Below are 25,493 nucleotides of genomic sequence, written 5' to 3'. Positions count from 1 at the left end.
TGGGAAAATTCACAGGAATTCAGGCACCTGAATGCTGAAAATCAACCGCGAAAATCTCAAGTCCAGTCACCAGACGATCTGGCTCATCATCGACTTCCTGATGCTGGGCCTGCTCATCGCCAATCTGACCCTGATCATTTTTGATTCCGTGTACGCCTTCAGCGCCATCGAAGGCTTTTTCGCGGAACATACGCCCGGCTTTCATGGCCTTTACGAACCGATCCATGAAAACTTCCTGTTCTACGACCTGATCTTCGTCGGCATCTTCCTCACCGAATTTTTCCTGCGCTGGGGGTACGCCGTGAAGGCCAGTGTCTACGACCGCTGGTACTTTTACCCCTTCATCCACTGGTATGACCTGGTGGGCTGCATCCCGGTGGGCAGTTTCCGCTTCCTGCGGATACTGCGGGTTATTTCCATTATCTACCGGTTGCACCAGTACAAGATCATCGATGTCACCAGCATGCGCGTCTACCAGTTCGTCAATTTCTACTATGAGGCATTCATGGAAGAGCTGTCGGACCGCATCGTTCTCAAGGTTCTGTCCGGCGTGCAGCAGGAGGTGAAGCGGGGTTCTCCGCTGTTCGAACGTATTCAGCAGGACATTGTGTTTCCACGCCGGGACATGCTGACCGACTGGATTTCCGAACGGGTGGCCCAGGCCGCGCAGGAAGGTTATGTACCCAACCGGGGGGCGCTGCGGAGCTACCTGGAAGATCGGGTGGACAGCGCGCTCAAGCAAAACCTTGAGCTGTCCCGGCTGAAATATCTGCCGGTGGTCGGGCCCACCATCCAGGAAACCTTGGAGGAAGCGGTTGGCGATATCGTCGCCAACGTTATTCACCAGATCCTTGAGGACCTCGCATCCGCGTCCAACCACGCCTTCATTGAAGACATCATCAACGTATTCATGCCCGATCCTGCCGATGCACGGACAGAGGCCGCTGCAAACGAAGCGTTGATCGACCTGATCCTGGAAATTCTGGATGCGATCAAAACCCAGGTACGAGTCAAACACTGGCGCGAAGAACTGCCATAACAACAGTAAAAGAGTCGAGATCCATGCCAACAGCACAACAGGCCCTGCACTACCGGCCAGCCCACGAGCTTGTACAGGAACTCAGCAACGGCACGCTCACCAGTGAGGCCGTGACACAACACTTCCTGAATCAGATCCGGGACCACAATGACACCATCAATGCCGTGGTGACCCTGGATGAGAAGCAAGCGCTGAAGAGAGCCCGGGCAGCGGACGAAAAACGCGCCTCCGGCTCCCCCCTTGGCCCTCTGCACGGCCTGCCTTTGACCGTGAAGGACACCTGGGAAGTCGCGGGCATGACCTGCACCGCAGGCGCCCCGGCGCTCAGGGACCATCGCCCGCAACACCATGCCGATGTGATTCAGCGTCTGGAAGACGCCGGCGCCATCATCCTTGGCAAGACCAACGTGCCGATCTACGCCACCGACCTGCAGAGCTACAACAAGCTGTTTGGTGTGACCACCAACCCCTTTAACCGCGATCACACTCCCGGTGGTTCATCCGGCGGAGCTGCTGCCGCACTGGCCGCGGGCATGACACCGCTGGAAGTAGGTAGCGACCTTGCGGGTTCCATCCGCACACCGGCGCACTTCTGTGGCGTATTCGGCCACAAGCCAACCCGAGCACTGGTGTCCTTCCGGGGCCATATTCCGGGGCCGCCCGGTACACAGTCCCGCCCGGATCTGGCCGAAGGTGGGCCGCTGGCCCGCACCGCCCGGGATTTGGCCCTGCTGCTTAACGTGATCGCCGGCCCCACGCCCCTGGAAGCCCGTAGCTGGTCAGTAGAGATGGCGCCCCCGACGCTCACCTCACTGGATCAGGCCCGCGTGGGACTCTGGCTGGAAGACCCCCTCTGCCCGGTCGAGGACGAGCTGACCAAGGGTTACCGCAAACTTGGCCAAGAACTGGAAAAGCGGGGCGCTCTGGTTGCCGAAGCCAGACACCCATTACTTAACCTGGAACATATCCTGCCGCCCTACTTCAACTTGTTGGGAAGCCTGTTGAGCACCTCTCTCAAGCCCGCTCAAAGACGGCAAATGCTCTGGGTGGCGCGACTGGAGAGGTGGCTGAAATTACTGGGCCCACTCACGCCCTTTATTGGTGAATACGGACGCGGCGTGAACCAACCGATACACCAGTGGATTGCCGTGAGTGAAACGCGGGAAAAAATGCGGGCTGAAATTGATGGGCTGTTCGAAGAATTCGATGTGCTACTCACCCCCATCACACCTACCACCGCGATTCGCCACGACCACAGTCATCCGGTTTTCAAACGCCGCATTGCCGTCGCTGGCCAGCCCAGGGCTTACATGGACCAGTTCTGCTGGATAGCCTTTGCCACACTGCTCGGCCTGCCTGCCACATCGGTTCCCGTCGGGCGCAGTAAGGAAGGGCTACCGTTTAATGTGCAGGTGATTGGTGCCCCCGGGAAAGATCTGACCACGATTCGTTTTGCTGAAATGCTGGAAAAAGAGGGATTGGCGGGCTTTAGCCCGCCACCGGGATTCTGACCAGCACTGTTGGCCTCCCCCCATCAGGAGTTCGACAGGCGCGCCAATCGTGCCCGGATTTCCTCCCTGCGGCCCTGGTCTGCGAGCTCCCGTCCCACACGAGCCGGGGCGGCCAGGGCCCGCTCCAGGTATTGCCGGGCGCGGGCCTTTTCCCCCTGCTCCAGCAGGTAGTCACCAAAGAAAAAGTTCGGATCGATCCCATCGGGATTGAGTGACAATGCTTTCTGCAGATAACGACGTGCCTTGTCATCATCCCCAAAGGCCAGCGGCCATCCCGGCACCTGATAATACAGTGAACCCAGCGAGGTATAGGCCGATCCATCCAGCGCAGCGTCGTCGATTTCAAGTGCTTTCTCAAGCTGACTTCGGGCATCTTTGACCAGACTCAGCGCACCGAAACCGCCCTTTTCTCCGGCCCAGGTACTCAACACAATGGCTCGCCAGATGCGCGGTTCGGCACGATCCGGGTAGTCACCCACGAACACTTCCGTCTCTTTCGCCAACGCTTCGAAAGCGTCGGCTTTGTCGTCCCCGGGCACCTGATACTGAATCTCGGCCCAGCGCTGCTGAACGCGGACAAGGTCAGACTCCAGGCTTCCCGCCCATACCGGCATCGCCAGCAGCAGGGCCAGTAACAGACTGATAGTTCTCATTACGATACTCCTGACTCAAGAAATCGCCGGATCACCGGCAGTTGTTTGAAAAGCGCCCTGTCCACCAGTCGAGGCAGCACACCGTTGATCACCACAAACAACCTTTCCGGCCACCCCATAAAGCAGCGACGCTGGTCACGGGTCATGGCCTTGACGATGCGCTGGGCGACCCTTTCCGGTGAATCCACGGCGTTACCAAGGGCCTGGTTGAGCTGATTGACCACCTGCGGGTTCATCGCTGTGGCCGTGGCGCGGGGGGCGACGTAGACCACCTGAACGGATGTGTCCGCCAACTCCCTTCGCAAAGCCTCGGTGAATCCCCGCAGACCGAATTTGGTCGCGCAGTAGGCGGTATAACCAGGGAAGCCGATACTGCCGAAGGTCGAGCCAACAAACACCAGAGCACCCTCACCCCCTGTCGCAAAGCGGGGCGCAAAATGACGCGCCACCAGCATAGGGCTACGCAGGTTGACCGCCAGTTGGCCGTCAATGGCAGACACCGGCGTCCGGGAGAGACCGGCAAACTGGTTCTGTCCCGCGCTATGGATAACACCATAGATGTCTGGCCAGGTGTCGGTAATAGCCTGGAGTTGCTGATCCAGATCCGCAGCGGCCAGATCCAGCTTCACCCCGGAAGCACCTTCCGGTAGCTGCAGGCTCTCGGGCTGACGTGACGCCACCAATAACAAGGCGCCTTCTGCCAGCAGAGCCTGCATCAGCGACTGGCCAATGCCCCCGGTTCCACCCAGCAACAGGAAGCGACGGTTACGCAATTGCATGATCGGACGCCTCCTGCCGTGTCGTAGTCGCAGAAGCCAACGGAATACCGTGCAACATATCCCCGTACAATCGATACACAACCCGTGCAGAGTCGATGATTGCCTGCTGATCCGCGGGGTCCGTGATGTTGTTCATCAGATCGCGGAAGAATTCGAAATGATCCTGATCCAGTTCACCATGGGAATACAGGTAACTGAACGCCTGATCCGGTAGCTGCAACTGTTCCTGGATCTGGCGCGCCAGCGGTGTCGCCAGCTCGATGGAGGTGCCCTCGAGCACCTGGACCATGCCGAAAAAGGCGGCCGGATTGCCCCGGTCAATCTGGTGATAGAGATAAGCCACCATGAGTTCAATGGAAAGATCCGGCTGACTGGCGCGGCGCTCTTCGCGGTCCTCACCGCAGGCCTGTAGATCATTGAGGATCCATTCGTGGTGGCCGTACTCCTCATCAATGTACTCCACCAGGGCCTTGCGAACGTCTTCCAGTCTCTCTGGCAGTCGGCCACCGCACGCCATCATCAGAGGAACCGTGTGCTTTACGTGGTGGAAGGCCTGGGTCAGAAACCAGGTGTAACCTTCAAGGGTCATCCGTCCTTGCTGAACCGCCTGAATAACAGGGGCGCTGGTTACGTGGGTTCGCGCTTGTGCGGTTTCGGCCTGCAGCCGGTCAAAAAATGCCATGGTACGTCCTCCTGGCTGGGTTAGTTCGATCAAGTCGCTGTTGGCGATCAGATGGGGTAAGTCAGATTGAATGTGATGCCTGATGAGCCGGCCATTAGTGGTCAGATGACCGTTGCTGGCAGACAATGGGGAATGAAGCCGATAAAGAGATGACAAACGGGCGTAGTCCGGCAGGCGGTCATTCAGCTCGCGACACGCTACTGCTATCTGTTCCGATGATTGCCCGGAGGACGCAACAATCAGCGCACTGGGCTGGGCGTCGCCGTCGCCAACCGCCACGGCCCGCTGTACCCCCAGGGCTTCGACCAGTTCACTTTCGAGCCACTCGGGACTGATGTTACGACCAAAACTGGTGATCAGAAGGTTTTTCGAACGGCCGTCTACCGTCAGGAATCCGTCCGCAGATACACTTCCCAGATCCCCGGTATCCAGCCATTCATCCTGCGGGCCGGACTCACCAAGATAGCCAAGATGGGTGTTGCCGCGAACCAGAATGCGTCGCTGTGAATCAACACGAACCTCAACATGGTTCAGGGGAAGGCCAACCGTTCCGGGCCGATCATTGTCCGGGGTATTCAATGCGACGACGGAGCCACATTCGGACAGGCCATACCCCTCAAACAGAGGCAAACGAAGTGCCCGCGCCCGGTCTAGCAGATCGGGAGCGACTTTTCCGCCGCCAACCGCCAGGAAGCGGAAACCGCCCGTGGCGAGCACACCATGTTCAGCCAGTCCGGCAAGCAGTCTGGCCAGCTCCGGCACCAGAATCAGCGACTCGGGTTGCCAGCTGTTTAACGCCATCGCCAGGCGTTGTGCGTCAACCCCGCTACTACCAGCCATACCCAGTGACGCCAGCGGCTCAACCCGGACCACAGAGCCCATCAGCAGTGGCAGATAGAGCCCCGCCACATTCTCCAGCAAAGTGGCCAGCGGCAAGAGGCACAGATGATATTGGCCTCCGTTTGCCTCCAGCCGCTGCCTGAGCGACAGCACCGTTGCCGCCAGGTGAGCCTGGGACAGGCACACGCCTTTTGGAGTGCCGGTACTGCCGGATGTGAAGGTGATTTTTGCTGTGCTTTCAGGCAAACCGACAGGGTCCGATGCATCGCTCAACCCCGTTATACCGATCCCATAGCCAAGCGATTGCTGCCCTGCCGAATCTTCGGACCACAACAATGCCTGCAGCCCCGCCTGCCGAATCAGGTGTTCCCGCTGCTGAGGGGAAAAAAAGGGCGGCACGGGTACACAGACAACACCGGCCTCCAGGCACGCCAGATCCGCTATTACCCACGCTGCTGAGTTATCACCGCACAACCCGACACGTGAGACTTGCTGATGGCGCAGCCGCTCAGCAACTTTAGCCACTGCCGCGAACAGGGAATGGAAGGAATACCGGAGGGATCCGGATACCAGCGCAGTGGCATCAGGGTGTCTCGCAACGACGTTGCGAAACAGATCAGGCAAGTTTGCCATAGCCATCGCCCTCAGTCCGACAGGATTCCAGCATTCCCGCCACACCGGTCTCAATGAACCGGACATGACGGAGCAGGCCACAGGCCTTCAGACTCTCAACGCCCTGGTTGACATTGATGACCAGCACCCTTGGCTGATTGTCGTAGTAGGTGCCCCAGTCCAGACCCGCACCGCCCAGACGATCGGGATCGGCTACACCAAGGTCTGACACCTGAATTCCGATATGACCGAATCCATTTCGCAACTGGGTCGTTCCGGTGCACGCCACCCACTGCAGACCTGCCCGTTGCAGCCAAACCGCCAGCGCTGCAAATAGCGGACGGCTGATACCGGTCTCGACACCCGCAAGGTGGGCAATTTCCACCACCGACCTCCGTCCGACGTTGCGCTGCGGTACACACTTCTCAACCGGCTGATCCAGATAGTTTTCCAAAAACAACGGCTCGGCAGCGGCGCAACGAACGCCAACGGCGGCCAGCAACGTACCGTGCTCGGAGATAAGCGCCAGCAAAGGCGGCATATGCAGTGTCGGCCTGGCACCGTAGGCCTGGTTAAAACGCCTTCGAATGAAATCGGCCGCCAGTTGCTCCGAAGCGCTTCCCGGGCGTAACTCACACAGGTAGCGACGGCCACAAGACACCACCGGTTTCACATCGGCGGACGTGAGATCCAGACTCGCGGGCATGGTTAATAATTCGGTCATAAGTTACCTCCCTGACTGGCATTCAGACTAAGGGGCAATACTTAAGACTGGCTTAACCCGCAGGGGAACTTTTCTTAAGCCCGCGTTAAGGTTTCTGTGCCAGAATGTCGCGGTATCAGATAACGACAGAGAAAAACCGGATGCGTATTCTGCTAGTAGAAGACGATCACATGCTGGCCAATACCATGCTCACCATGCTGCGGGATGAGCAGCATACGGTGGACTGGCTGGATGACGGACAGCAGGCGCTCAATGCGCTGTCTGGGGAGCACTTTGACCTGGCCATACTCGACCTCACACTGCCCCGTCTAGATGGCCTCGAAGTGCTTGAGCGCTCCCGCAAAAAAGGCATACGAACCCCGATCATTATCCTTACGGCCCGGTCAGAGCTGGAGGATAAGCTTCGGGGGCTGGATGCCGGTGCGGACGATTACCTGACCAAGCCGTTCGCAATGGCTGAACTCAAGGCCCGAATCCGGGCCATTACCCGCCGGGGCACATCTGCGGACACCGCCGGTTTGTCCGTCGGAGGGATCACCCTGAATCCGGAGTCAGGCCAACTGACTCTCGGTGAGCAGACCATCACTCTTCCCAGGAGTGAACTGCAAATACTTCACTACCTGATGCGTCATCCGGATCAGGTGGCCACGAGGCGCCGGCTGGAAGAGCAGCTGTATGGCTGGGACCATGGCGCGGAAAGCAATGCCCTGGAGGTTCATATCCATCACCTGCGGCGGCGCCTGGGCAAAACCGTGATCCGCACCATACGCGGTGTGGGCTATATGCTGGACAGCCAACAAGCGACCACCTGCGGAGATCCGGAATGTCCCTGACCCGCACCCTGATACTGCTGGTAGCATCCACCGTCACGCTGATTGCTTCGATTGCCGCTATCTGGAGCTATATAGAAAGCAATCACGAACTCGAAGAGCTGTTCGATGCGGAAATTGCCCAGAGTACCCGCGTGGTTCAGGGGCTGGTGCAGCACCTCGCCACCACCCAGTCATCGGAAACGCTGGCCGGCATACTTACCGAAACCCTGCAGTTGCCGGAGGGGGCGCTCGAGGAGGGAGACTATGACGAAATCCTTCCCGGCGGTTCTGGCCACAAGTATGAGAAAAAGCTGGCCTTTGAGGTCTGGACCGCCGAGGGAAGACCTGTCCTGGACACCCTGTCCGCCAATGACGACCAGGCTCTGACTCCCGGTTACGCCTGGTCTGAAGCCACCGGTTTTCAGTGGCGTACGTTTACTATTCAGGATCCGAAAACAGGTTACTGGATTCGCACAGCCCAGCGTGAAGATATTCGCCAGGAGCTCAGCCAGGAACTTGCCCTGAGCAATATCCTGCCATTGCTGGTCACACTGCCACTGCTCTTCATTGCCGTGGCCTTTGCGATCCAGGTGGGCTTCCGTCCCTTGCGCAAACTCGAGCAGCCGATTCGTCATATGGCGCCTGAGAGCATACATCCTCTGGATACCCAGCATGCGCCAAAAGAGGTTACCGGTCTGGTTGGAGCGGTCAATGGTTTGCTGAAACGGCTTGATGATGCGCTGGAACGGGAACGGAGATTCTCTGCCGATGCCGCTCACGAGCTGCGCACACCTCTGACCGCGCTGCGCCTTAATCTGGAGAAAATCGACGAAAAATACCCCGGCGAGTTCAGTGAACTGACGACGGCAGTAGACCGGATGGTACATCTGGTCGAGCAGTTGTTGTTGCTGAGCCGGGTCGACTCTGGCGCAGGCTTCAATCCCGAAAACCATAATCTGTCTGACATCGTCACACAGAGTATCGCCGATGTGTCCCCGCTGGCCCTGCAAAAGCAGATAGAGCCATCGCTGGAAGACCAAACCGGACATGCCACGATCCGTTGTCAGGCAGCATTGATCAATACGCTGATGCGATCCGTCCTGGCCAATGCCATCCAGTACAGTCCGACGGGCACCTGTGTGGACACTCATCTTCAGCGTCGTGATAACGGATTCCGGATCCTGGTCTGTGACCAGGGTCCAGGGATACCCGAAGCCAGTCGTGAGAATGCCCTTGGGCGCTTTTCCAGACTGGATCAGCGGCTGGGCTCCGGAGCCGGCCTGGGCCTGGCAATTGCCCGGAGAATTGCCGAGTTGCACGGAGGCGAACTCAACCTCTTGGATCGCGAGGATGGTCAGCACGGCCTGTGCGTCAGCATCTGGCTTCCTGAATGACTCTTTGATCTCATCCCGCCCACCGGGCTTAAGCGTTCACAGGAAAAACACAAAAAAACCGGAAGATTTCGGGATCTAAGGAAATATTCAACTACATTGAAGTAAAACAACAACGGTTTATTCGACAGGGCGACGCTTGCACATGAATGCAGTGACCCGACCACTCTGTGTGTCTCTGGGGCTCCGAGTGCTGGCCCTATGGGGCCTACTACTGGCAAGTCAGCCCGCGCTGCCGGAGACCAAGATCCTGCTCAACAACGATGTCAGTGTCGCCACGCTTGATTTCACCTACCTGAACCAGATATTCGCAATGCAGGTCAGAAAGTGGCCGAATGGACAAGCCATTCAGGTCTATAGCTTGCCAAACAGCAATAACCTGCATCGCGAATTCGTGATTGAGCGCCTAAGAATCCAGCCCCACCAACTCGACCGCATCTGGAACCGCATGTTGTTCACAGGCACCGGCAAACCTCCAACGGTAGTAAGTTCAGAGGATGACATGCTGAACATGATGCGGAGCAACTCTGGCGCTATCGGTTACGTATCGAGTGATTACCCTGCGGACGGGGTGAAGCTGTTGGAAGAGGTTCAGCCATGAAGAAACTGTCACAGGGCGTCCTGCTTGTCACACTGGCCATCAGCCAGCACGCCGTTGCCATTGACCTGAGTGACTCGACCCAGATTCATGGCTTTATCAACCAGTCTTACCTCTACAGTCCGGACAATCCGTATGCGGGGACAGATGCCCGTAATGGCTCGCTGAAGTTTCGCGAAATCGGCTTGAATGCGTTCCACGAGATTTCGCCGGAGCTCCGGCTGGCCGGCCAGATCCTGAGCCGGCAACAGGACAAGGCAGACGATGGCGACGTCAGAGTCGACTTCCTTCTGGCCGATTACCTGTTGTTCAGTGGCCAGTACACGTCCCTTGGCGTGCGAGCTGGCCGAGTGAAGAACAACATCGGATTCTACAATGCTATTCGGGACATCCCATCCGCCCGTCCCGGCTTCAACGTGCCCGACTCCATCTACTTCCCTTCATTCCGGGATACTCTACTGGCACTTGACGGCGTTAACTTTTACGGGTCGACAGTGCTTGGCGACAATTTGATCACGTGGGAGCTCGCTGCCGGTCGACGGGGTATCGATAGCGAAGACTTTGAGTACTTTACCTTCGGGAGCCCCCTGACAAAGGGCGAGGTAGATGACGTTCCGATCAGACTCCTGAATATCAACCTGGTACCGGCCTTCCAGAGAAATCTGAGGCTCGGCCTCAGCCTGGTTGACCTGGAGATCGAACTGGAGGACACCCAGTCGGTTTCTGAAGCCCGGAGTGCGCTGATGAATGCCCCATCGGGCGATCTTCTTGCCAACCCGCAGCGCTACGTTACCGGCGGGGAATCCGACAGCCTGTTTGCCATCCTGTCCGCGCAGTACAGCCTGCAGAACTGGATCATCACCGCAGAGTACCTGAATCTGGAAAGCGATTCCGAAGTGGAATTAGCGGGTATCAGTTCTTCCGGCAGTAATACGGCTGAGGGTTATTACCTTCAGCTGGAATGGCTGGCGACAATTCAAACCTCGTGGTTTACCCGTTACGAAGAATTTTATCGGGACACCGACGACCGTTCAGGCAGTGGCACAGCCCTGGACTATAATCCTCACCGGGGATTCGGAAAAGGCTGGACTGTGGGAGGGAAATGGATGTTCGCGGATAGCTGGTTCGTTCTGGGTCAGGCCAGCTTTAATGAAGGAACGACGTGGTTACCCACTTTCCGGGGGATCGAAAACAACCAGATCAAGAAGCACTGGAATTACTATGTTCTCTCACTGAATTACCAGTTCTGATCCGTTGGGTAACCGAGCATGTTCCTGAGTCTGAAGTGGAAAGCCGTTATATTCCTGAGCCTTGTTATGACCCTGTTGACCGGAACCTGGGTCGCTCAGCACATCTACAAGACGATCAGCACCTACGACAGCCGAGTAGACAGTCTTCACACCCGTCAACAACTGATACTTAGTCAATTACTGCACGACAATTTCCTGCACCTGTCACAACTCTCCCAGCTTGTGGCCAGAATGCCGGAAATCCAGGCCACCGATGAAGCCGGATCTTCCGCTTCTTATGAGCAGGATTTCCAGAACGCATGGGTTCAGCTCAACATCAACACCGGGCTCGATTACATCGGCATCTATGCCATGGACGGGACCTTAAGGGCTTCAGCGTTCAGTAACGTTCTCTTCCAGAACCAGCAACTGCTGACAGATGCTATTGCCAGTGCCATGCAGACAGATGGTCCGCAGGCCCCCCGGTCATTCATCTTCTGTAACCTGGGTTGCTCACAGTTTGTCATTGAGCCCTTTGTGATGAGCAACGGCTCCGAGGCCCTGATCCTCACGGGTCAGAATATGGCTGATATCCTGCAGCGCTTCCAGCAGGTCTCCGGCAACGATCTGGCGGTGTTGTTGCCGACTCTCGCGGCGACAGAAGCCGAAACGGGTGATGACCGGACACTGGAAAGCTGGGATCGGCGACTTTGGGCGGCCAGCCGTTTTCAGGACACGCTCGCCCAGCTTCAAAACATCCAGCAAACCCTACTGTTCAGGGATATCGGCGGGGACGGCGCATCGGAGTTCGAAACCCGAAAGCTGCTGTTGAATCAGCTGAAGCTGCAGGACTACCCGGTATACGGACACAGACCCGATTTGGTTGTCGTCAGCGATGAGACCCAACAACACAACAGCCTGGTCAACTCGGTAAAAATCAGTTTTCTGATCGGCGGTTCTGCCCTCGTTGTTTCAGAGCTGGTTCTGCTACTGTTGATGCTCAGCCCGCTACGCCGGCTGTTTTCGGTGGTCGAAGCCCTGAACCTGCTACCCAAACATCAATACCGGGAAGCCCGCGACACGGTGCGGCCGCACCCGGGTTATTTCCGGGATGAGCTGTCTCTCCTTGAAAAGAGCATCCGCTTCGTCACCCACGAACTCGAAAAACTGCACGTCGAAGTGGAGGAAAAAAACCAGTCGCTCCAGGAACAGGTTGCTATTATTTCACGCTCCCGCGCTTTTCTGGAGCGGCTCATCGATAGCTCTCATCTGTTCATCGTCACCCAGAAGCTGGATGGCACCATACTGACCACCAACACCCAGTTTGAGAAAGAATTCCAGCGGCCTGTCACGCATTTCACCGATCTGTTTATGTCACAGAAGAGCAAAGCAGCCTTTCTTGACCGGATCAATCAACTGAAAGACGCTCAATACAAGGTTATCCAGTTCGATGTTGAGTTCGCCAATGACCAGGGACTGCCCATCTACATAGACTGGACCTGTTCTCTGCTGGAAGACGAAAAAGGGCGGAACATCATTCTGGCGATTGGCTTTGATCTGACTCAGCGTAAGCGTGATGAAGAAGCGCTGGAATGGCTTGCCAACAATGACCCCCTGACCGGTATCGGCAACCGCCGGGGGTTTCAGCACGATCTGCAGAAGATGCTGGATACGCAGACATACGGCGCCATCGTGTTTATCGACGTCAATCGTTTCAAGCAGATTAATGACCTGTACGGCCACGCCGTGGGTGACAGCGTGCTGATTCAGATTGCTGATTTGCTGCGCTCCAGCGTCAGGTCGAGCGACTCGATCTGTCGTCTTGCGGGCGACGAGTTTACCATTCTGTTACCGGGCATAGACGTTCAGCAGCTCGAAAAGGTAATGGAAAAGCTGTCCCGACAACTCAATGGGAGTGTTCCGCTTTCAGGTGAGGGGCGCTACGTTGAGTACAGTGTCAGTCTTGGCGCAGCTCTGATGCCCGACCATGGAACGACCGATCAGGAGCTTATCGTCCACGCCGATATGGCCATGTATCAGGCAAAGAAAAACGGGGATGGGCAATGGCAGATTTTTGACCCCGCCAGCAGCGACCTCGCTGCCATCCGTCGCGACCATGACCTGACCTCGGTGCTAAAGCAGGCATTGAAACGGGATGACCTGTTCCAGCTTAATTATCAGCCGATCTTCCGCATCGAGAGCCAGACAGTCAGTCACTATGAAGTATTGCTCAGACTGAAAGACACGGAGGGTAATGCGGTATACCCCAGCGATTTCATTCCTGCTGCAGAGCGCATGGGTTTGATCCGGCTTGTCGACGAATGGGTTTTGGAGCGAGCCATCCAACAACTGGCCACGACAGGACAGGACGAGAACCAATTCAGTCTCTCGATCAACATATCAGCCCCGACACTCCAGTCCGCCAGCTTCCCTGACATCCTTATGGAGGTGGTGCACAAATACCAGGTAGATCCGCGCCGGATCGTGATCGAGCTGACAGAAACCGCCTATATCGAGAACTTCCAGATGGTACTGACAAACCTGGAGCGCGTTAGTAAGGCGGGCGTCCTGGTTGCCCTCGACGACTTTGGCGTTGGTTTCTCCTCTTTCAGCTACCTGAAAAAACTGCCTCTGAGCTACGTGAAACTGGACGGCTCTTACATTCTGAACCTGCCAGGTAATCCGGATAATCAGGTATTCGTGGAAAGTCTGACCAAGATGGTCAGCGCTTTTGGCATGCACACCATTGCGGAATTTGTCGAGGATGCTGAAACGCTGAAGAAACTTGAGGAACTGGGTGTCGGCTATGCCCAGGGTTATTACATTGGCAAGCCTTCACCCTATCTTTCCGAAATGGTGGCGGGGAGCGAATGCGATTAAGCCGTTCGCGGCGCCAACAAAGCGGCACGCAGTGCCGATAGAACGTTGGTGACTCAAAAGCGCCCTGCAGAAACAAGAAAAGCCGGTCAAAGACCGGCTTTTCTTAAAGTGGTAGCGGGGGCTGGATTCGAACCAACGACCTTCGGGTTATGAGCCCGACGAGCTACCAGACTGCTCCACCCCGCATCAAACTGGTTGTTTACCGGGGAACCCCCGATCAACGAGGTGCGCATGATAAGGGGCGCACCCGCGTCTGTCAAAGGGAATGTTCAGTTTTTTTCAAACAGTCCCGAAACTTACCGCTCCAGGATTGCAGTCACGCCCTGACCACCGGCAGCACAGATGGAAATCAGGCCACGGCCACTGCCTTTCTGCTCAAGCAGTTTCGCCAGTGTTGCCACAATACGCCCACCGGTAGCGGCAAACGGGTGGCCGGTTGCCAGGCTGCTGCCCTTGATGTTCATCTTGCTGCGGTCAATGCTGCCCAGCGGCTTGTCCAGGCCCAGACGGTCCTTGCAGAAGGCAGGGTCTTCCCAGGCTTTCAGGGTGGACAGCACCTGTGCGGCAAACGCCTCATGAATTTCGTAGAAATCGAAATCCTGCAGGGTCAGCCCGGCTTTCTCCAGCATCCGCGGCACGGCGTAGGCTGGCGCCATCAGCAGGCCTTCTTTCTTGTCCACGAAATCTACGGCAGCCACTTCGGAGAAGGTCAGGTAAGCCTGCACTTCCAGGTTATTGGCCTTGGCCCACTCTTCACTGGCCAGCAGCACACAGGAGGCGCCATCGGTCAGCGCGGTGCTGTTGGCGGCGGTCATGGTGCCGTTTTCGCGATCGAAGCAAGGCTTGAGGCTCGCCAGCTTCTCCAGCGTGGTGTCCGGACGCAGGATGTTGTCCTTGTCGAGTCCCGCCAGCGGGGTGATCAGGTCATCGAAGAAGCCCTCTTCATAGGCCTTGGCCAGCTTCTGATGGCTTTCAAAGGCCAGTTGATCCTGTTCATCGCGGGGAATATTCCACTCATGGGCCGTCACCTGACAGTGATCGCCCATGGACATACCAGTGCGGGGCTCACCGTTCTCCGGAATTTCCGGCACCAGATGACCCGGACGGAAGCGGCCCAGAATCTTCAGTCTTTCCTTGGCGGTTTTGGCGCGGTTCAGGTCGAGAAGAATTTCACGCAGACCTTCACCCACCCCAATCGGTGCGTCGGAGGTGGTGTCAGTGCCTCCGGCTATGCCGCATTCAATCTGCCCCAGGGCAATCTTGTTAGCCACCAGGATCGCAGCCTCCAGACCGGTACCACACGCCTGCTGGATATCATAGGCGGAAGTCTCCGGTGCCAGGCCGGAACTGAGTACAGATTCGCGGGTCAGGTTGAAATCGCGGGAATGCTTGATCACCGCACCGGCAACCACCTCTCCCATACGCTGGCCCTGCAGGCCGTAACGGTCCACCAGTCCTCGCAGCGCCGAAGTCAGCAGTTCCTGGTTGCTGATCTTGCTGTAGGCCGTGTTGGAACGGGCAAAGGGAATCCGGTTACCACCGATGACCGCAACGCGGCGAACGCCGGCCGGCGCCTTGGCCTTTGGCTTTCGGGTGGTCGACGTGGTTTTCTTCTGTGTGGTTTTCTGTGCCTGTGCCATGATGTGATCCTGTATTAACAACGAGTGTATCCATTGCGAAGCAGTCTAGCGCTAACGGGGTCTGGCTCATTGGCATGCCTGACAATCCGGTCAGGGCATTGAGTCAATCCAAATGTCGCCTGAATCCTTAACCTGTACAACGACTAAAAACCATTGAACACGGTGTGTACGATAAAGTCGCCACCGCTGAACACATACTAAGGAAGCTCGTATGTCTGACCTCTACCTCAAAATCGTCAATACCCCGGTGGGCAAAACAGCCGCCCAATCCCTCGGCCTGCCATCCCCGGCACCCCTCAATCGCTGGAAACGTAGCGACCAGCCATTCATCGAAGGCAATGTCCTGGTGGGGGCTGCCGCCGGCGCCAAGGCCATCGTCGCCATTGGCAGCGTCCTGGGAGCCAGCGCCGCCAAAGTACATCATGCAGATGGAAAGGATACTCTGAAGGATTCCGCCAAAGCTGGCAACAAGGCCCAGCCGCTGGACATCAGCAGCGACATTGGCGAGAAGTTTTCTGCTCTGGTATTCGATGCGACGGGCATGAAGTCCCCTGAGGACCTGCGCGCGCTGTATGATTTCTACCACCCGACCATCAAGAAACTCGGCGGTAATTCCCGCGTACTGGTCATTGGCCAGGACCCCGCCACCTGCCGCAAACCGGCCCAGGCTGCCGCACAGCAGGCATTGGAAGGTTTTGTCCGTGCCGTTGGCAAGGAAATCGGCAAGAAAGGTGCTACCGCCAACCTGTTGTGGATGGCGCCGAGTGCAGACAAGCAGCTGGATTCAAGCATCCGTTTCTTCCTGTCACCACGCTCAGCCTACGTGTCCGGCCAGGTAGCCCGCATCGGCAAGCGTACTGAAACAGCGGCCACCAACCCCGTGGCTCCCCTGTCCGGCAAAGTTGCCCTGGTAACTGGCGCCTCACGTGGCATCGGTGCCTCTATTGCTGAAACCCTGGCACGGGACGGCGCGACAGTGATCGGGCTGGATATTCCGCCAGCCATGGAAGAGCTCCAGAAAGTCACCGACGCCATCAAGGGCAAGGCCCTGGCCTGCGACATCACCGATGCCGGCGCGCCGAAACTGATTGCCGACTTTGCGGAAGAACACTTTGGCGGGATCGACCTGGTGATCCACAATGCCGGCATTACCCGGGACAAGACTTTGGGCAATATGCCAGAGCACTTCTGGGATATGACCATCGCCGTTAACCTGAGTGCGGAAGAACTGATTGACGAGGAACTGATGCACCGGGAACTGCTCCGTGAAAACGGCCGCATCGTATGCATCTCTTCAATCAGTGGCATCGCTGGCAACTTCGGCCAGACCAATTACTCCACCGCCAAGTCCGGCGTTATCGGCTATGTCGAAGCCATGGCAAAACAACTGAAAAATGGCATTACCATCAACGCCATTGCACCGGGCTTCATCGAGACGCAAATGACAGCGGCCATGCCCCTGACCATCCGTGAAGCGGGTCGGCGCATGAACAGCCTGTCCCAGGGCGGCCAGCCAGTGGACGTGGCCGAGGCGATCGCATGGTATTGCAACCCGGGCTCAAGCGGCGTGAACGGAAACGTTGTGCGGGTGTGTGGGCAATCGCTGATTGGCAAGTAACACCAACATGCGTGATGTCGGATTACGGCCCTCCGGGCCTAATCCGGCAAACCAACCACACAGACACGCAAAAAGACCGACAGCCCAATTGCTCGGTTCATATGCGTATTCAAGGGGGAGAAAATGGTGGGTGGTACTGGGATCGAACCAGTGACCCTCGCCTTGTAAGGGCGATGCTCTCCCAGCTGAGCTAACCACCCGGGAATAATAAAAATGGCGGAGCGGACGGGACTCGAACCCGCGACCCCCGGCGTGACAGGCCGGTATTCTAACCAACTGAACTACCGCTCCGCATCAATTCCAGCCTTCCGGTCCTGAGACCTGTGAAGGTGAAACCTGAAACCGGACGGGGTGGTCCGGTGATGCTGAATGAAAGATGGTGGGTGGTACTGGGATCGAACCAGTGACCCTCGCCTTGTAAGGGCGATGCTCTCCCAGCTGAGCTAACCACCCAACTTTCATCAACTGCTCACTTGCCGCTTGCGCGATTTGTTAAGTCAGCGTTGCTGTCTCAACCAAGTGAGACGCGCATTTTAAGCATTTGCTCAGCGGTGTCAAATATTTTCCGGGAATTTTCCAAAAAAAGTGGCAAGCCATTAAAAATTGGGCGTTTTTTAACCAAGACCTATCGCGTTCGCTTGTGCTTTCTTTCGCCATCGACAACTTTGAGGGTCGACTCCTGCTGGCCCGCGTCCCTGGCCTTTCTCTGCAGCGACAACTCACTGACCCGCCCCTTGCGATCACCGGGCAGGGCCCGCTCCGCCAACGTGCGATTAAGATGATCCAGACGTTGCCTGAACTCCTCGACTTTCGCCCCAGCAGTACGAACAGCTGCAGGTACCAACTCATTGGAAAGCCGGCTCACACCCTGCAGCAGCGAATCCTTCAATGACATATCCCTTTCCCCATGCATTTAACTCACCTTAGTGTAGTAATGCCCACGAGGTTCTACAATTGTGAAACTGCTCACACTTTATGTCGTCCTGGTCAATCCAGACTAATCAGAAGATCCACCAACTTCCGGATGACTCCGCACGCTCTTTCCGCTGCCGCTCGTCTTTCAGTGCGGCATACTCCTGCTCAAGCTTGCGGATCTTGCGGTCGCTTTCCAGCGGCACCGTGGGACCACCACCAAACGGCCAGAACCAGGACGGCGTGTTGTACCTCCCCGCCTCCTTCAGGCGCTCGATTTCCGTCTCACGCTCTTCTTCAAGCAACACCATCCGGCGTTCGTAGTTAACGTCCTCAGTGGTCTCTACAATGGAAGTTGCGGCGTGATTCGGGGCCAGCAAGTCACTGTTAAGGAAACGGGTGGACACCAGCTCCGTCGCCTGCATGGCATATCCCCGGGGCACCAACTGCAAATCACCCTGCGCCAACGGATGCTCCGGATCCAGGTCCGGGTGGGGCTGCTCAGGCTCCGACAGTTCGTTGTAACGAAGGTAGTAAATGCGCCCCGACTCGACGTTCAGTGTGGCATCGGCAATCAGGCTGAGACTGAATGAGTTAAGCCCTTCCAGTCCCAGCAAGGGGCGCCGCATCGCAATATGACGTTCACCGGGACTGACTTCCAGCCAGGTAAAGCTGTCGTTGCGAATGTTGAAGTAGTGGGTGTCATCGATATAAACGCTGGGGGCTTCGATTTCATCCGCCGCCCACTGGGAATGGGTGCGATAGAAATAGATCAGCGCGTTATCCTGGTTCCACTGATCGTTCCCGATATGGACAAAATCGTGCCCGGACACCGGGTGCAGGAAGGATCCCACGCTTTTGCCAATGGACTGATACACGGTACAGCCGGAAACCAGTACCAGCACTGACAAAAGCATCATAGGTAATCGGGTTTTCATTGTTATTCACTCTTCGTCCTTTGCGAGTGCCCCGATCATAACAACAGCAAAACGGCAGAACTGAGAGCTACCGCAAGGTCTGACTCCGCAGCTCATCCACCTGCTCGGACAGACGTACCAGCCTCGCCGTCAACTGGGCCCGGGAAGAGTCGATGGCGTTGACGGTTCGCTTCAGAGAGCCCAACTCGGAACGGAGAGCTCTCACATCGCTACCATTGGCACTGGCTTCCATATTCTTCTCCAGGGCGCCAATGCGACCTTCCAGACCGTCGATTCCCAGCTTCTGCTCCCGCTCAAACCGCTGTATACGTCGATCCACCAGCTGATCGACACCCTCCAGGGCAGAATTCAGCTCCGTCAGCCGTTTATCGGCTTGCTCGGTAGACTCCTTCAGAGTGGCAATCTGTCGACCAAGCTCCTTGCGCAGGGCGGCAAGTTCGCCGCCAAGAGACGACTCCAGATCATTCACTGACACAGCCAACTGTTCGCGGGCAGCTACCTCTTTTTCCACGCCACCGGCGAGCGATTCCAGACGTTCGTCATGCTCATCCAGTCGCTTCTTGTTACGCTCATTGGCAATGACCCAGAGCTTGCGGATTTCACTGTCGGCCGCGTCCAGACGTTCTTCCTGATCCGCCAGGGTCTGCTCAATGGACTGACCCTTTTCCTCAAGGCTCTCACCGGTTTCGGACAGGTCCCCCTCAAACCGCGCCAACGCCAACTTGCTCTGCCGGACCCAGTAGTCCGCCTCCTCCAGCTGGCTTTCCAGAGCTTCAATCTGCTTTTCCTGACTGAACCAACCACCTCCGGCAACCACCGCCAACACAACCAGCGCGAGCCACAGCCCGACACGACTGCCACCGCCGCTCCCGCCGCCGTTCGACTTCCGAGCCTTGGGGACGCGCGCGCCCCCATTACCGCCAACTGGACCGTTGCTGCTGGATGCTTTCGGTTTACTGGCAGGCTCTGACTTCCTCGATGCACTGCCAATGGGGGATTCAGCTCTCAGTTCATCGTCATCTGGACGGATTGGTTCCATTACAACTCCCGGAAAATGGACGGTTCGAATAATAAGGCCTGATAATACCCGCACTGACGGATTCATTAAAATGACTGCCCATAAACAAAGCCAGACGGGACACCAAGTTTGCATGGCAATTAGCCAAAACATACAATGGCCGGCTTTCCAACATACACAGGACTGTTGCATATGCAGCCGCTTGTAGGTCTCATCATGGGCTCCAAATCGGACTGGCCCACCATGGAACACGCCGCCAGCATGCTCGATAAACTCGGCGTCGCCTATGAAACCCGGGTTGTCTCGGCCCACCGCACACCGGATCTGCTGTTCGACTACGCCAAAACAGCGTCCGAGCGCGGCCTGAAGGTCATCATCGCCGGCGCCGGTGGCGCGGCTCACCTGCCCGGCATGGTGGCATCCCAGACATCGTTGCCGGTACTGGGGGTTCCCGTTCAGTCCAAAGCCCTTAACGGCTTGGATTCCCTGTTGTCGATTGTCCAGATGCCGGGCGGCATTGCCGTTGGTACACTGGCAATAGGCAAGGCAGGCGCCACCAATGCGGGCCTGCTGGCAGCGCAGATCGTTGGCACATTCAATGATGACGTACGTAAAGCCGTCGATGAGTTCCGCAAGAATCAGACACAGACGGTCCTGGATAATCCCAATCCCCAGGATCAATGAATCAAAGTATTGTGCTGGATTAGGCAAAGCCGAAATCCAACACCCCCGACCAACGGACTCAAAAGTTAGTTGAGCGGGGTGGGGAGGTCTTTATAAAAAAACACCGCCTGTCTGAGCAAAGCGAGTTAAAGCGGAGTTTTTTTATAAAGACCTCCCCACCCCCGCTCCGCCACCAAGACAAATGGCCCATGATGCCAGGAGAACACAGATGAGAATTGGTGTATTAGGCGCCGGCCAACTGGGACGCATGCTGGCCCTGGCCGGTTACCCACTGGCCAAGACGTTTGTATTCTACGACATGTCCGGCAGCCCCAGCGCCGGGCTGGGCGAAGTCATCATCGACCGCGAAGGCCAGTACCTGGACGATTTCCTCTCCCGCGTCGACAGGGTCACCTACGAATTCGAACACCTGCCCGTAGAAGTGGCCGAAAAAATCGCCGCCCACAAGCCCGTGCATCCCTGTCCGCGGGCACTGCAGGTCTGCCAGAATCGCGAAGCCGAAAAAACACTCTTCGGTCAGCTGGGCATACCCACTCCGGAATGGAAAATCGCAGACAGCGCCGAATCCCTGCAAGCCGCCGCCGAGGAACTCGGCTGCCCCGTCGTTGCCAAGTCCAATACCGAGGGATATGACGGCAAAGGCCAGGCGGTACTCAAAAGCCCGGAAGAAGCCGCAGCAGCCTGGGAGTCCATTGGCCATCCGCGCCTGATCGTGGAAAAGTTCGTCGACTTTCGCCGGGAAGTCTCCATAATCGCCGTTCGCGGTGAAGACGGCGAGCTTGCCTTCTACCCCATGGCCGAAAACACCCACCATGAAGGCATCCTGCGCTACTCCATTGCCCCGGCCCCCGGCCTGGAAAAGCACATCCAGGACGATGCCGAACGCTACATCAAGGCATTGCTGAACGAGCTGGACTACGTCGGCGTACTGACACTGGAACTGTTTGAAACCGCCACAGGCCTGGTCGCCAACGAAATGGCCCCGAGGGTACACAATTCCGGCCACTGGACCATTGAAGGCGCGATGACCAGCCAGTTCGAGAATCACATCCGGGCAGTCAGCGGACATCCGCTGGGCAACGTCGCGCCCCGAGGCGTGAGCTGCATGATCAACATTATTGGCGAGCATGGAGACATTGAACGTATTCTGGAACTGCCTTACGCTCATGTTCACCTCTATAATAAAGGTGAACGCCCGGGCCGGAAGCTTGGACACGTCAACATCCTGGCGGACAGTTACGAAGAGCTGGTATGGCGGGTCAAGAACTGCGCACAGTTCCTGCCCGGCAGTCCCGAGTTTAAAAGTTCTTTAACACCAAAGGGTTGATATAACTCAAAGCAACCCTATATTCACATAAGCGTCATTCACATAAACAGAGAGAATCAGGGAGAACGACCTCATGGCATTTGAACTTCCCGCACTACCGTACGAAAAGAACGCACTGGAACCGCACATCTCTCAGGAAACACTCGAATACCATTACGGCAAGCACCACAACACCTACGTAACCAAGCTGAACGGCCTGGTTGAAGGTACGGACAACGCCAACAAGTCTCTTGAAGACATCATCAAGAGCGCCAGCGGCCCGCTGTTCAACAACGCCGCCCAGGTGTGGAACCACACCTTCTACTGGCACTGCCTGAGCCCGAACGGCGGTGGTGAACCGACAGGCGCCGCAGCAGATGCCATCAACAAGGCATTTGGCTCTTTTGAAGAGTTCAAGAAAGAGTTCAATGACAAAGCCGCCAACAACTTCGGTTCCGGCTGGACCTGGCTGGTGAAGAAGGCCGACGGCAGCGTTGCCATCGTCAACACCAGCAACGCGGAAACACCGCTGACTGGCGCCGACAAGCCGGTTCTGACCGTTGACGTCTGGGAGCACGCGTACTACATCGATTACCGCAACTCCCGTCCGAACTACCTGGAAGCATTCTGGAAGCTGGTAAACTGGGATTTCGTTAACGAAAACCTGGCGTAATACAGCTGCCATACAGTGTAGTGTCTGCACTGTCCGGAAAACGCCCGCTACTTCAGCGGGCGTTTTTCGTTACGTCCTACAAAAATCTTACAAATTGATACACCAGCACCCTGAAAACTTTGAAAATATCGCCGATACTGGAACCGTGGTACAACTATGAACCATACTGAACAACATCGAGCCACGGTCAACCCGGCGCCCGGACGGGAAACGGGAGCAGATCTGACGTAACTGACGATAACGAGCCTTCATGCAAAGCACCTTTGAGGTAGAACATCGCCTGAGCTACCGGGTACTACGATGGGTACTGGGGGTCGCACTGGTTAGTGGCATCATTATCAGTGCCATTCAGGTCGCCCTTGACGTAAGCCGCGTGTCCCGCTCCCTTGACGAGCACGCTGCTCAAACCATCGCACTGGTTCACGATGCGGCCACCCAGGCCGTATTCAGTATCGACTCCGAACTGGCACAGCAAGTCGTGGATGGCCTGTTTGAGCAGGAGGCCGTTCATATGGCCAGCATTACCCACCCTGACGGCGAGCCGCTAGGCTCTGGCAATCGGCCACTGCAACAAAACCTGTCCCGACCGATGACCGACCTCATATTCAGCGCGGAACGGGAATACAGACGAGCACTGTCACGCCCCAGCAATCCCGATACCACCTACGGTTATCTGGAAATTCACTATGACACAGCCCACGCAGCACAGACCTGGCTTGAACGCGCCTCCGTCACGTTTATTTCCGTCATCGCGACGGCAATCATTCTCGGGATGGGATTGTACGTGGTTTTTCACCTTCTACTGACTCGCCCGCTACTCCGAATTGTCCACTCATTAAAACAGGTCGACCCCGAACATCCCGATGACCGTCTACTGGAACTCCCTCAGGGCCATCAAACCGATGAACTTGGCCTTTGGGTTAACGCGACCAACAATCTGCTGGTTTCCATCGGCGAAACCCAGAAACGCCACCGTGAAGCGGAAGATCGCGTCAACCGGTTGTCCCATTATGATCAGCTGACCGGTTTGCCCAGTCGTGAAACGTTTATGGATTTGCTAAGGGCAAATATTGAAGAATCGAAGACCAGAAAAAACTCACTGTCCCTGATGGTCTGCGGTATTGATGACTTCAAGTCCATCAACGAACAATGCGGATTCAGAACCGGCGATCTTATCCTGCAGACCATTGCGGATCGCTTGATGCAACGACTCGGCAGCCACCGCTTTACTATCGCGCGCCTCGGAAGCGACCAGTTTGTAATTGTCGAGAAAGGCCTTCGGGACGGATACCAGGCAGCGGACACTGCCGAACATGTTCTGGACTGCATAAACCGGCCAATGAGCTTTGATGACCAGACGGTCACCATATCCGCAACCCTCGGCATTGCCATGTTTCCCAATGACGCCACCAAGGCTGACCGATTGTTGCAATGCGCGGAACAGACCATGGCCCTGGCGAAACAGAGTGGTGTCAGCCACTTCCAGTTCTACGTGGCCAGTATTGACCGGGAAATCCGTGAGCGAAAACAGCTGGAGAAGGACCTTTCAAAGGCACTGGCAAACCACGAATTCCACTTGGTATACCAACCCCAGATCAATCTGGAAAATCGTCGGGTCATTGGCGCGGAAGCCCTTATTCGCTGGGAGCACCCGGTCAGGGGGCAGGTACCACCGGATCACTTTATTCCAGTTGCCGAGGTCAACGGCAGTATTGTCGAGATCGGTCAGTGGGTTCTGGACCAGGCGTGCTGGCAAGCCGCACAGTGGGCTGCCCAAGGCATGCACCTGCGCATTGCTATCAACCTGTCAGCTGTGCAACTACGCCGCGACTCCATCGTTGACGACATTCTCGACACTCTGGAACGACACAGCGTTCCTGCAAGCCGCCTGGAGCTTGAAGTCACGGAAACCAGTTTCATGACCAACCTTGAAGATGCAGTCGAGAAACTGCACCGACTCCACCAGGCCGGCATCGGCATTGCCGTGGACGACTTCGGTACCGGCTATTCTTCCCTGACTTACCTCAAGCGCATGCCGGTGCAGCACCTGAAAATCGACAAACAATTTATCCGGGATCTGCTAGTCAACGAGGAAGACACCCGCATTGCCAACACCATTATTGATCTGGGCCGGAGCCTGAATCTTTCAGTCGTGGCAGAAGGGGTCGAAACCGCTGAGCAGGAATTCTACCTGACCCAGCGCGGCTGCAAGCTGGCACAGGGCTATTTCTTCAGTAAACCGCTGTTACCTGATGATTTTGAGACCTTCGTGGCTGGCTTTCACCAGAAAATAGTTGAAAATAACGCCTGACCGTCAGACCCAGAGATCGAACTACCCCTACCCGTTTCAAGGAGTTGCCATGGGAACCACCATCATTGGATTAATCGTTATTGCGATTGCCGTATTCTATCTGGTGTACATCTATAACCAGCTGGTCTCTCTTCGAAACCAGTTCAAGAACGGGTTTGCCCAGATCGATGTCCAGCTTCAGCGTCGCCACGACCTGATTCCTAATCTGGTGGAGTCCACCAAAGCCTACATGGCACACGAGAGCAACACGCTCACGGCCGTGATGGAAGCCCGCAACAATGCCGTCAGCGCCCAGAAAGACGCTGCCAGCGACCCGGGCGAAAGCACCCGCATGCAGCGCCTGGGATCGGCAGAGAACCTGCTGACGAAGGCCCTGGCCAACTTCTATGCCGTCTCCGAGAACTACCCGGAACTGAAAGCAAACGAAACAGTCCAGCAACTCATGGAAGAACTCTCCAGCACGGAAAACCGGGTGGCGTTTGCCCGTCAGGCCTACAATGACGGCGTCATGGGTTACAACATCTTCCGGGAACAATTCCCCAACAATGTGATTGCCGGACTGTTTGCCTTCAAGCCCACAGCGCAATTAGAGCTGGAGTCGCCAGCCGCCCGTCAGGCACCCAAAGTAGCCTTCTGAGGCCGC

21 protein-coding genes and 4 tRNA genes are annotated in these 25,493 nt (G+C 56.7%); 13 read left to right on the top strand and 12 right to left on the bottom strand.

Going from position 1 to position 25,493, the window contains the following annotated elements; genetic code table 11:
• Nucleotides 1-31: 31 nt before the first annotated feature.
• Together Q0Y21_RS04840 and Q0Y21_RS04835 are read left to right on the top strand one after the other, a co-directional pair.
• Complete coding sequence (locus Q0Y21_RS04840; protein WP_297792093.1) at nt 32-1,039, top strand: hypothetical protein; 1,008 nt, start codon at nt 32-34, stop codon at nt 1,037-1,039.
• 23 nt (nt 1,040-1,062) lie between these two features.
• Nucleotides 1,063-2,550, top strand: a complete 1,488-nt coding sequence (locus Q0Y21_RS04835; protein WP_297792091.1) for an amidase — start codon at nt 1,063-1,065, stop codon at nt 2,548-2,550.
• 23 nt (nt 2,551-2,573) lie between these two features.
• Here the strand turns inward: Q0Y21_RS04835 and Q0Y21_RS04830 are convergent, their stop codons facing one another.
• The 4 genes from Q0Y21_RS04830 to Q0Y21_RS04815 are packed head-to-tail and all read right to left on the bottom strand — an operon-like array spanning nt 2,574 to nt 6,840.
• Entirely contained in the window at nt 2,574-3,203 is a 630-nt protein-coding gene (locus tag Q0Y21_RS04830) for a hypothetical protein (RefSeq protein ID WP_297792089.1), read from the bottom strand.
• A complete protein-coding gene (locus tag Q0Y21_RS04825) occupies nt 3,203-3,982 on the bottom strand; it encodes an SDR family oxidoreductase (protein ID WP_297792087.1) in 780 nt (259 codons plus the stop codon). The genes Q0Y21_RS04830 and Q0Y21_RS04825 overlap by 1 nt, the downstream gene beginning before the upstream one ends.
• Nucleotides 3,969-6,137, bottom strand: a complete 2,169-nt coding sequence (locus Q0Y21_RS04820) for an AMP-binding protein (RefSeq protein WP_297792085.1) — start codon at nt 6,135-6,137, stop codon at nt 3,969-3,971. The genes Q0Y21_RS04825 and Q0Y21_RS04820 overlap by 14 nt, the downstream gene beginning before the upstream one ends.
• Nucleotides 6,121-6,840: a thermostable hemolysin gene (locus Q0Y21_RS04815; RefSeq protein WP_297792083.1), complete on the bottom strand. Its 720-nt coding sequence runs from the start codon at nt 6,838-6,840 to the stop codon at nt 6,121-6,123. Before Q0Y21_RS04815 ends, Q0Y21_RS04820 begins: the two co-directional genes overlap by 17 nt.
• Before the next feature lie 140 nt (nt 6,841-6,980).
• On the opposite strand from Q0Y21_RS04815, the gene Q0Y21_RS04810 reads away from it, so the two are divergent.
• The 5 genes from Q0Y21_RS04810 to Q0Y21_RS04790 all read left to right on the top strand — a co-directional run bounded on the left by Q0Y21_RS04810 (nt 6,981) and on the right by Q0Y21_RS04790 (nt 13,750).
• Nucleotides 6,981-7,673, top strand: a complete 693-nt coding sequence (locus Q0Y21_RS04810; protein WP_297792081.1) for a response regulator transcription factor — start codon at nt 6,981-6,983, stop codon at nt 7,671-7,673.
• Nucleotides 7,664-9,046: an ATP-binding protein gene (locus Q0Y21_RS04805; RefSeq protein ID WP_297792080.1), complete on the top strand. Its 1,383-nt coding sequence runs from the start codon at nt 7,664-7,666 to the stop codon at nt 9,044-9,046. Before Q0Y21_RS04810 ends, Q0Y21_RS04805 begins: the two co-directional genes overlap by 10 nt.
• A 142-nt stretch (nt 9,047-9,188) precedes the next feature.
• Nucleotides 9,189-9,644, top strand: a complete 456-nt coding sequence (locus Q0Y21_RS04800) for a hypothetical protein (RefSeq protein ID WP_297792077.1) — start codon at nt 9,189-9,191, stop codon at nt 9,642-9,644.
• Nucleotides 9,641-10,891, top strand: coding sequence for a hypothetical protein (locus Q0Y21_RS04795; protein ID WP_297792076.1), 1,251 nt, complete (start codon nt 9,641-9,643; stop codon nt 10,889-10,891). The genes Q0Y21_RS04800 and Q0Y21_RS04795 overlap by 4 nt, the downstream gene beginning before the upstream one ends.
• A gap of 18 nt (nt 10,892-10,909) precedes the next feature.
• Complete coding sequence (locus tag Q0Y21_RS04790; protein ID WP_297792074.1) at nt 10,910-13,750, top strand: EAL domain-containing protein; 2,841 nt, start codon at nt 10,910-10,912, stop codon at nt 13,748-13,750.
• Between the two features lie 109 nt (nt 13,751-13,859).
• On the opposite strand, the gene Q0Y21_RS04785 is transcribed toward Q0Y21_RS04790, so the two are convergent.
• Together Q0Y21_RS04785 and Q0Y21_RS04780 are read right to left on the bottom strand one after the other, a co-directional pair.
• Nucleotides 13,860-13,936, bottom strand: a tRNA-Met gene (locus tag Q0Y21_RS04785).
• Nucleotides 13,937-14,046: 110 nt separating this feature from the next.
• Nucleotides 14,047-15,390, bottom strand: coding sequence for an acetyl-CoA C-acetyltransferase (locus Q0Y21_RS04780; RefSeq protein WP_297792072.1), 1,344 nt, complete (start codon nt 15,388-15,390; stop codon nt 14,047-14,049).
• A 211-nt stretch (nt 15,391-15,601) separates the two neighbouring features.
• Here Q0Y21_RS04780 and Q0Y21_RS04775 point away from each other — a divergent pair, with 211 nt between their 5' ends.
• Complete coding sequence (locus tag Q0Y21_RS04775; RefSeq protein WP_297792070.1) at nt 15,602-17,008, top strand: 3-oxoacyl-ACP reductase; 1,407 nt, start codon at nt 15,602-15,604, stop codon at nt 17,006-17,008.
• A gap of 124 nt (nt 17,009-17,132) precedes the next feature.
• On the opposite strand, the gene Q0Y21_RS04770 is transcribed toward Q0Y21_RS04775, so the two are convergent.
• From Q0Y21_RS04770 to Q0Y21_RS04745, 6 genes are all read right to left on the bottom strand, one after another.
• Nucleotides 17,133-17,208 (bottom strand) — tRNA-Val (locus Q0Y21_RS04770).
• 14 nt (nt 17,209-17,222) lie between these two features.
• A tRNA-Asp gene (locus Q0Y21_RS04765) sits at nt 17,223-17,299 on the bottom strand.
• Between the two features lie 86 nt (nt 17,300-17,385).
• Nucleotides 17,386-17,461: transfer RNA gene (locus Q0Y21_RS04760), tRNA-Val, on the bottom strand.
• A 172-nt stretch (nt 17,462-17,633) separates the two neighbouring features.
• Nucleotides 17,634-17,903, bottom strand: coding sequence for a hypothetical protein (locus Q0Y21_RS04755; RefSeq protein WP_297792068.1), 270 nt, complete (start codon nt 17,901-17,903; stop codon nt 17,634-17,636).
• Nucleotides 17,904-18,009: 106 nt separating this feature from the next.
• Nucleotides 18,010-18,858, bottom strand: a complete 849-nt coding sequence (locus Q0Y21_RS04750) for a DUF2846 domain-containing protein (protein ID WP_366517647.1) — start codon at nt 18,856-18,858, stop codon at nt 18,010-18,012.
• Between the two features lie 67 nt (nt 18,859-18,925).
• Nucleotides 18,926-19,897 (bottom strand): hypothetical protein, encoded by a 972-nt coding sequence (locus Q0Y21_RS04745; RefSeq protein WP_297792064.1) that lies wholly within the window; start codon nt 19,895-19,897, stop codon nt 18,926-18,928.
• Nucleotides 19,898-20,068: 171 nt separating this feature from the next.
• Here Q0Y21_RS04745 and purE point away from each other — a divergent pair, with 171 nt between their 5' ends.
• From purE to Q0Y21_RS04720, 5 genes are all read left to right on the top strand, one after another.
• Nucleotides 20,069-20,560 (top strand): 5-(carboxyamino)imidazole ribonucleotide mutase, encoded by a 492-nt coding sequence (gene purE / locus Q0Y21_RS04740; protein ID WP_297792062.1) that lies wholly within the window; start codon nt 20,069-20,071, stop codon nt 20,558-20,560.
• A gap of 208 nt (nt 20,561-20,768) precedes the next feature.
• Nucleotides 20,769-21,887 (top strand): 5-(carboxyamino)imidazole ribonucleotide synthase, encoded by a 1,119-nt coding sequence (locus tag Q0Y21_RS04735; RefSeq protein WP_297792060.1) that lies wholly within the window; start codon nt 20,769-20,771, stop codon nt 21,885-21,887.
• A gap of 73 nt (nt 21,888-21,960) precedes the next feature.
• Entirely contained in the window at nt 21,961-22,539 is a 579-nt protein-coding gene (gene sodB, locus Q0Y21_RS04730) for a superoxide dismutase [Fe] (protein WP_297792058.1), read from the top strand.
• A gap of 250 nt (nt 22,540-22,789) precedes the next feature.
• The gene (locus tag Q0Y21_RS04725; RefSeq protein ID WP_297792056.1) at nt 22,790-24,850 is read left to right on the top strand and encodes a GGDEF domain-containing phosphodiesterase; all 2,061 of its coding nucleotides are present in this window, start codon (nt 22,790-22,792) and stop codon (nt 24,848-24,850) included.
• 49 nt (nt 24,851-24,899) lie between these two features.
• A complete protein-coding gene (locus Q0Y21_RS04720; RefSeq protein ID WP_297792054.1) occupies nt 24,900-25,487 on the top strand; it encodes a LemA family protein in 588 nt (195 codons plus the stop codon).
• The last annotated feature ends 6 nt before the right edge of the window (nt 25,488-25,493 follow it).

It is taken from the genome of uncultured Marinobacter sp., from assembly GCF_947259545.1.
In the GTDB taxonomy this organism is placed as follows: domain Bacteria; phylum Pseudomonadota; class Gammaproteobacteria; order Pseudomonadales; family Oleiphilaceae; genus Marinobacter.
Note: the sequence above shows the minus strand (reverse complement) of the source record. Positions and strands in the feature narration are given on the sequence as shown.

What these genes read in the sequence shown, in the direction of transcription:
- Q0Y21_RS04840 (WP_297792093.1), top strand. Translation starts at nt 32, where the DNA reads ATGCTGAAAATCAACCGCGAAAATCTCAAGTCCAGTCACCAGACGATC.
- Q0Y21_RS04835 (WP_297792091.1), top strand. Translation starts at nt 1,063, where the DNA reads ATGCCAACAGCACAACAGGCCCTGCACTACCGGCCAGCCCACGAGCTT.
- Q0Y21_RS04830 (WP_297792089.1), bottom strand. Translation starts at nt 3,203, where the DNA reads ATGAGAACTATCAGTCTGTTACTGGCCCTGCTGCTGGCGATGCCGGTA.
- Q0Y21_RS04825 (WP_297792087.1), bottom strand. Translation starts at nt 3,982, where the DNA reads ATGCAATTGCGTAACCGTCGCTTCCTGTTGCTGGGTGGAACCGGGGGC.
- Q0Y21_RS04820 (WP_297792085.1), bottom strand. Translation starts at nt 6,137, where the DNA reads ATGGCAAACTTGCCTGATCTGTTTCGCAACGTCGTTGCGAGACACCCT.
- Q0Y21_RS04815 (WP_297792083.1), bottom strand. Translation starts at nt 6,840, where the DNA reads ATGACCGAATTATTAACCATGCCCGCGAGTCTGGATCTCACGTCCGCC.
- Q0Y21_RS04810 (WP_297792081.1), top strand. Translation starts at nt 6,981, where the DNA reads ATGCGTATTCTGCTAGTAGAAGACGATCACATGCTGGCCAATACCATG.
- Q0Y21_RS04805 (WP_297792080.1), top strand. Translation starts at nt 7,664, where the DNA reads ATGTCCCTGACCCGCACCCTGATACTGCTGGTAGCATCCACCGTCACG.
- Q0Y21_RS04800 (WP_297792077.1), top strand. Translation starts at nt 9,189, where the DNA reads ATGAATGCAGTGACCCGACCACTCTGTGTGTCTCTGGGGCTCCGAGTG.
- Q0Y21_RS04795 (WP_297792076.1), top strand. Translation starts at nt 9,641, where the DNA reads ATGAAGAAACTGTCACAGGGCGTCCTGCTTGTCACACTGGCCATCAGC.
- Q0Y21_RS04790 (WP_297792074.1), top strand. Translation starts at nt 10,910, where the DNA reads ATGTTCCTGAGTCTGAAGTGGAAAGCCGTTATATTCCTGAGCCTTGTT.
- Q0Y21_RS04780 (WP_297792072.1), bottom strand. Translation starts at nt 15,390, where the DNA reads ATGGCACAGGCACAGAAAACCACACAGAAGAAAACCACGTCGACCACC.
- Q0Y21_RS04775 (WP_297792070.1), top strand. Translation starts at nt 15,602, where the DNA reads ATGTCTGACCTCTACCTCAAAATCGTCAATACCCCGGTGGGCAAAACA.
- Q0Y21_RS04755 (WP_297792068.1), bottom strand. Translation starts at nt 17,903, where the DNA reads ATGTCATTGAAGGATTCGCTGCTGCAGGGTGTGAGCCGGCTTTCCAAT.
- Q0Y21_RS04750 (WP_366517647.1), bottom strand. Translation starts at nt 18,858, where the DNA reads ATGAAAACCCGATTACCTATGATGCTTTTGTCAGTGCTGGTACTGGTT.
- Q0Y21_RS04745 (WP_297792064.1), bottom strand. Translation starts at nt 19,897, where the DNA reads ATGGAACCAATCCGTCCAGATGACGATGAACTGAGAGCTGAATCCCCC.
- purE (WP_297792062.1), top strand. Translation starts at nt 20,069, where the DNA reads ATGCAGCCGCTTGTAGGTCTCATCATGGGCTCCAAATCGGACTGGCCC.
- Q0Y21_RS04735 (WP_297792060.1), top strand. Translation starts at nt 20,769, where the DNA reads ATGAGAATTGGTGTATTAGGCGCCGGCCAACTGGGACGCATGCTGGCC.
- sodB (WP_297792058.1), top strand. Translation starts at nt 21,961, where the DNA reads ATGGCATTTGAACTTCCCGCACTACCGTACGAAAAGAACGCACTGGAA.
- Q0Y21_RS04725 (WP_297792056.1), top strand. Translation starts at nt 22,790, where the DNA reads ATGCAAAGCACCTTTGAGGTAGAACATCGCCTGAGCTACCGGGTACTA.
- Q0Y21_RS04720 (WP_297792054.1), top strand. Translation starts at nt 24,900, where the DNA reads ATGGGAACCACCATCATTGGATTAATCGTTATTGCGATTGCCGTATTC.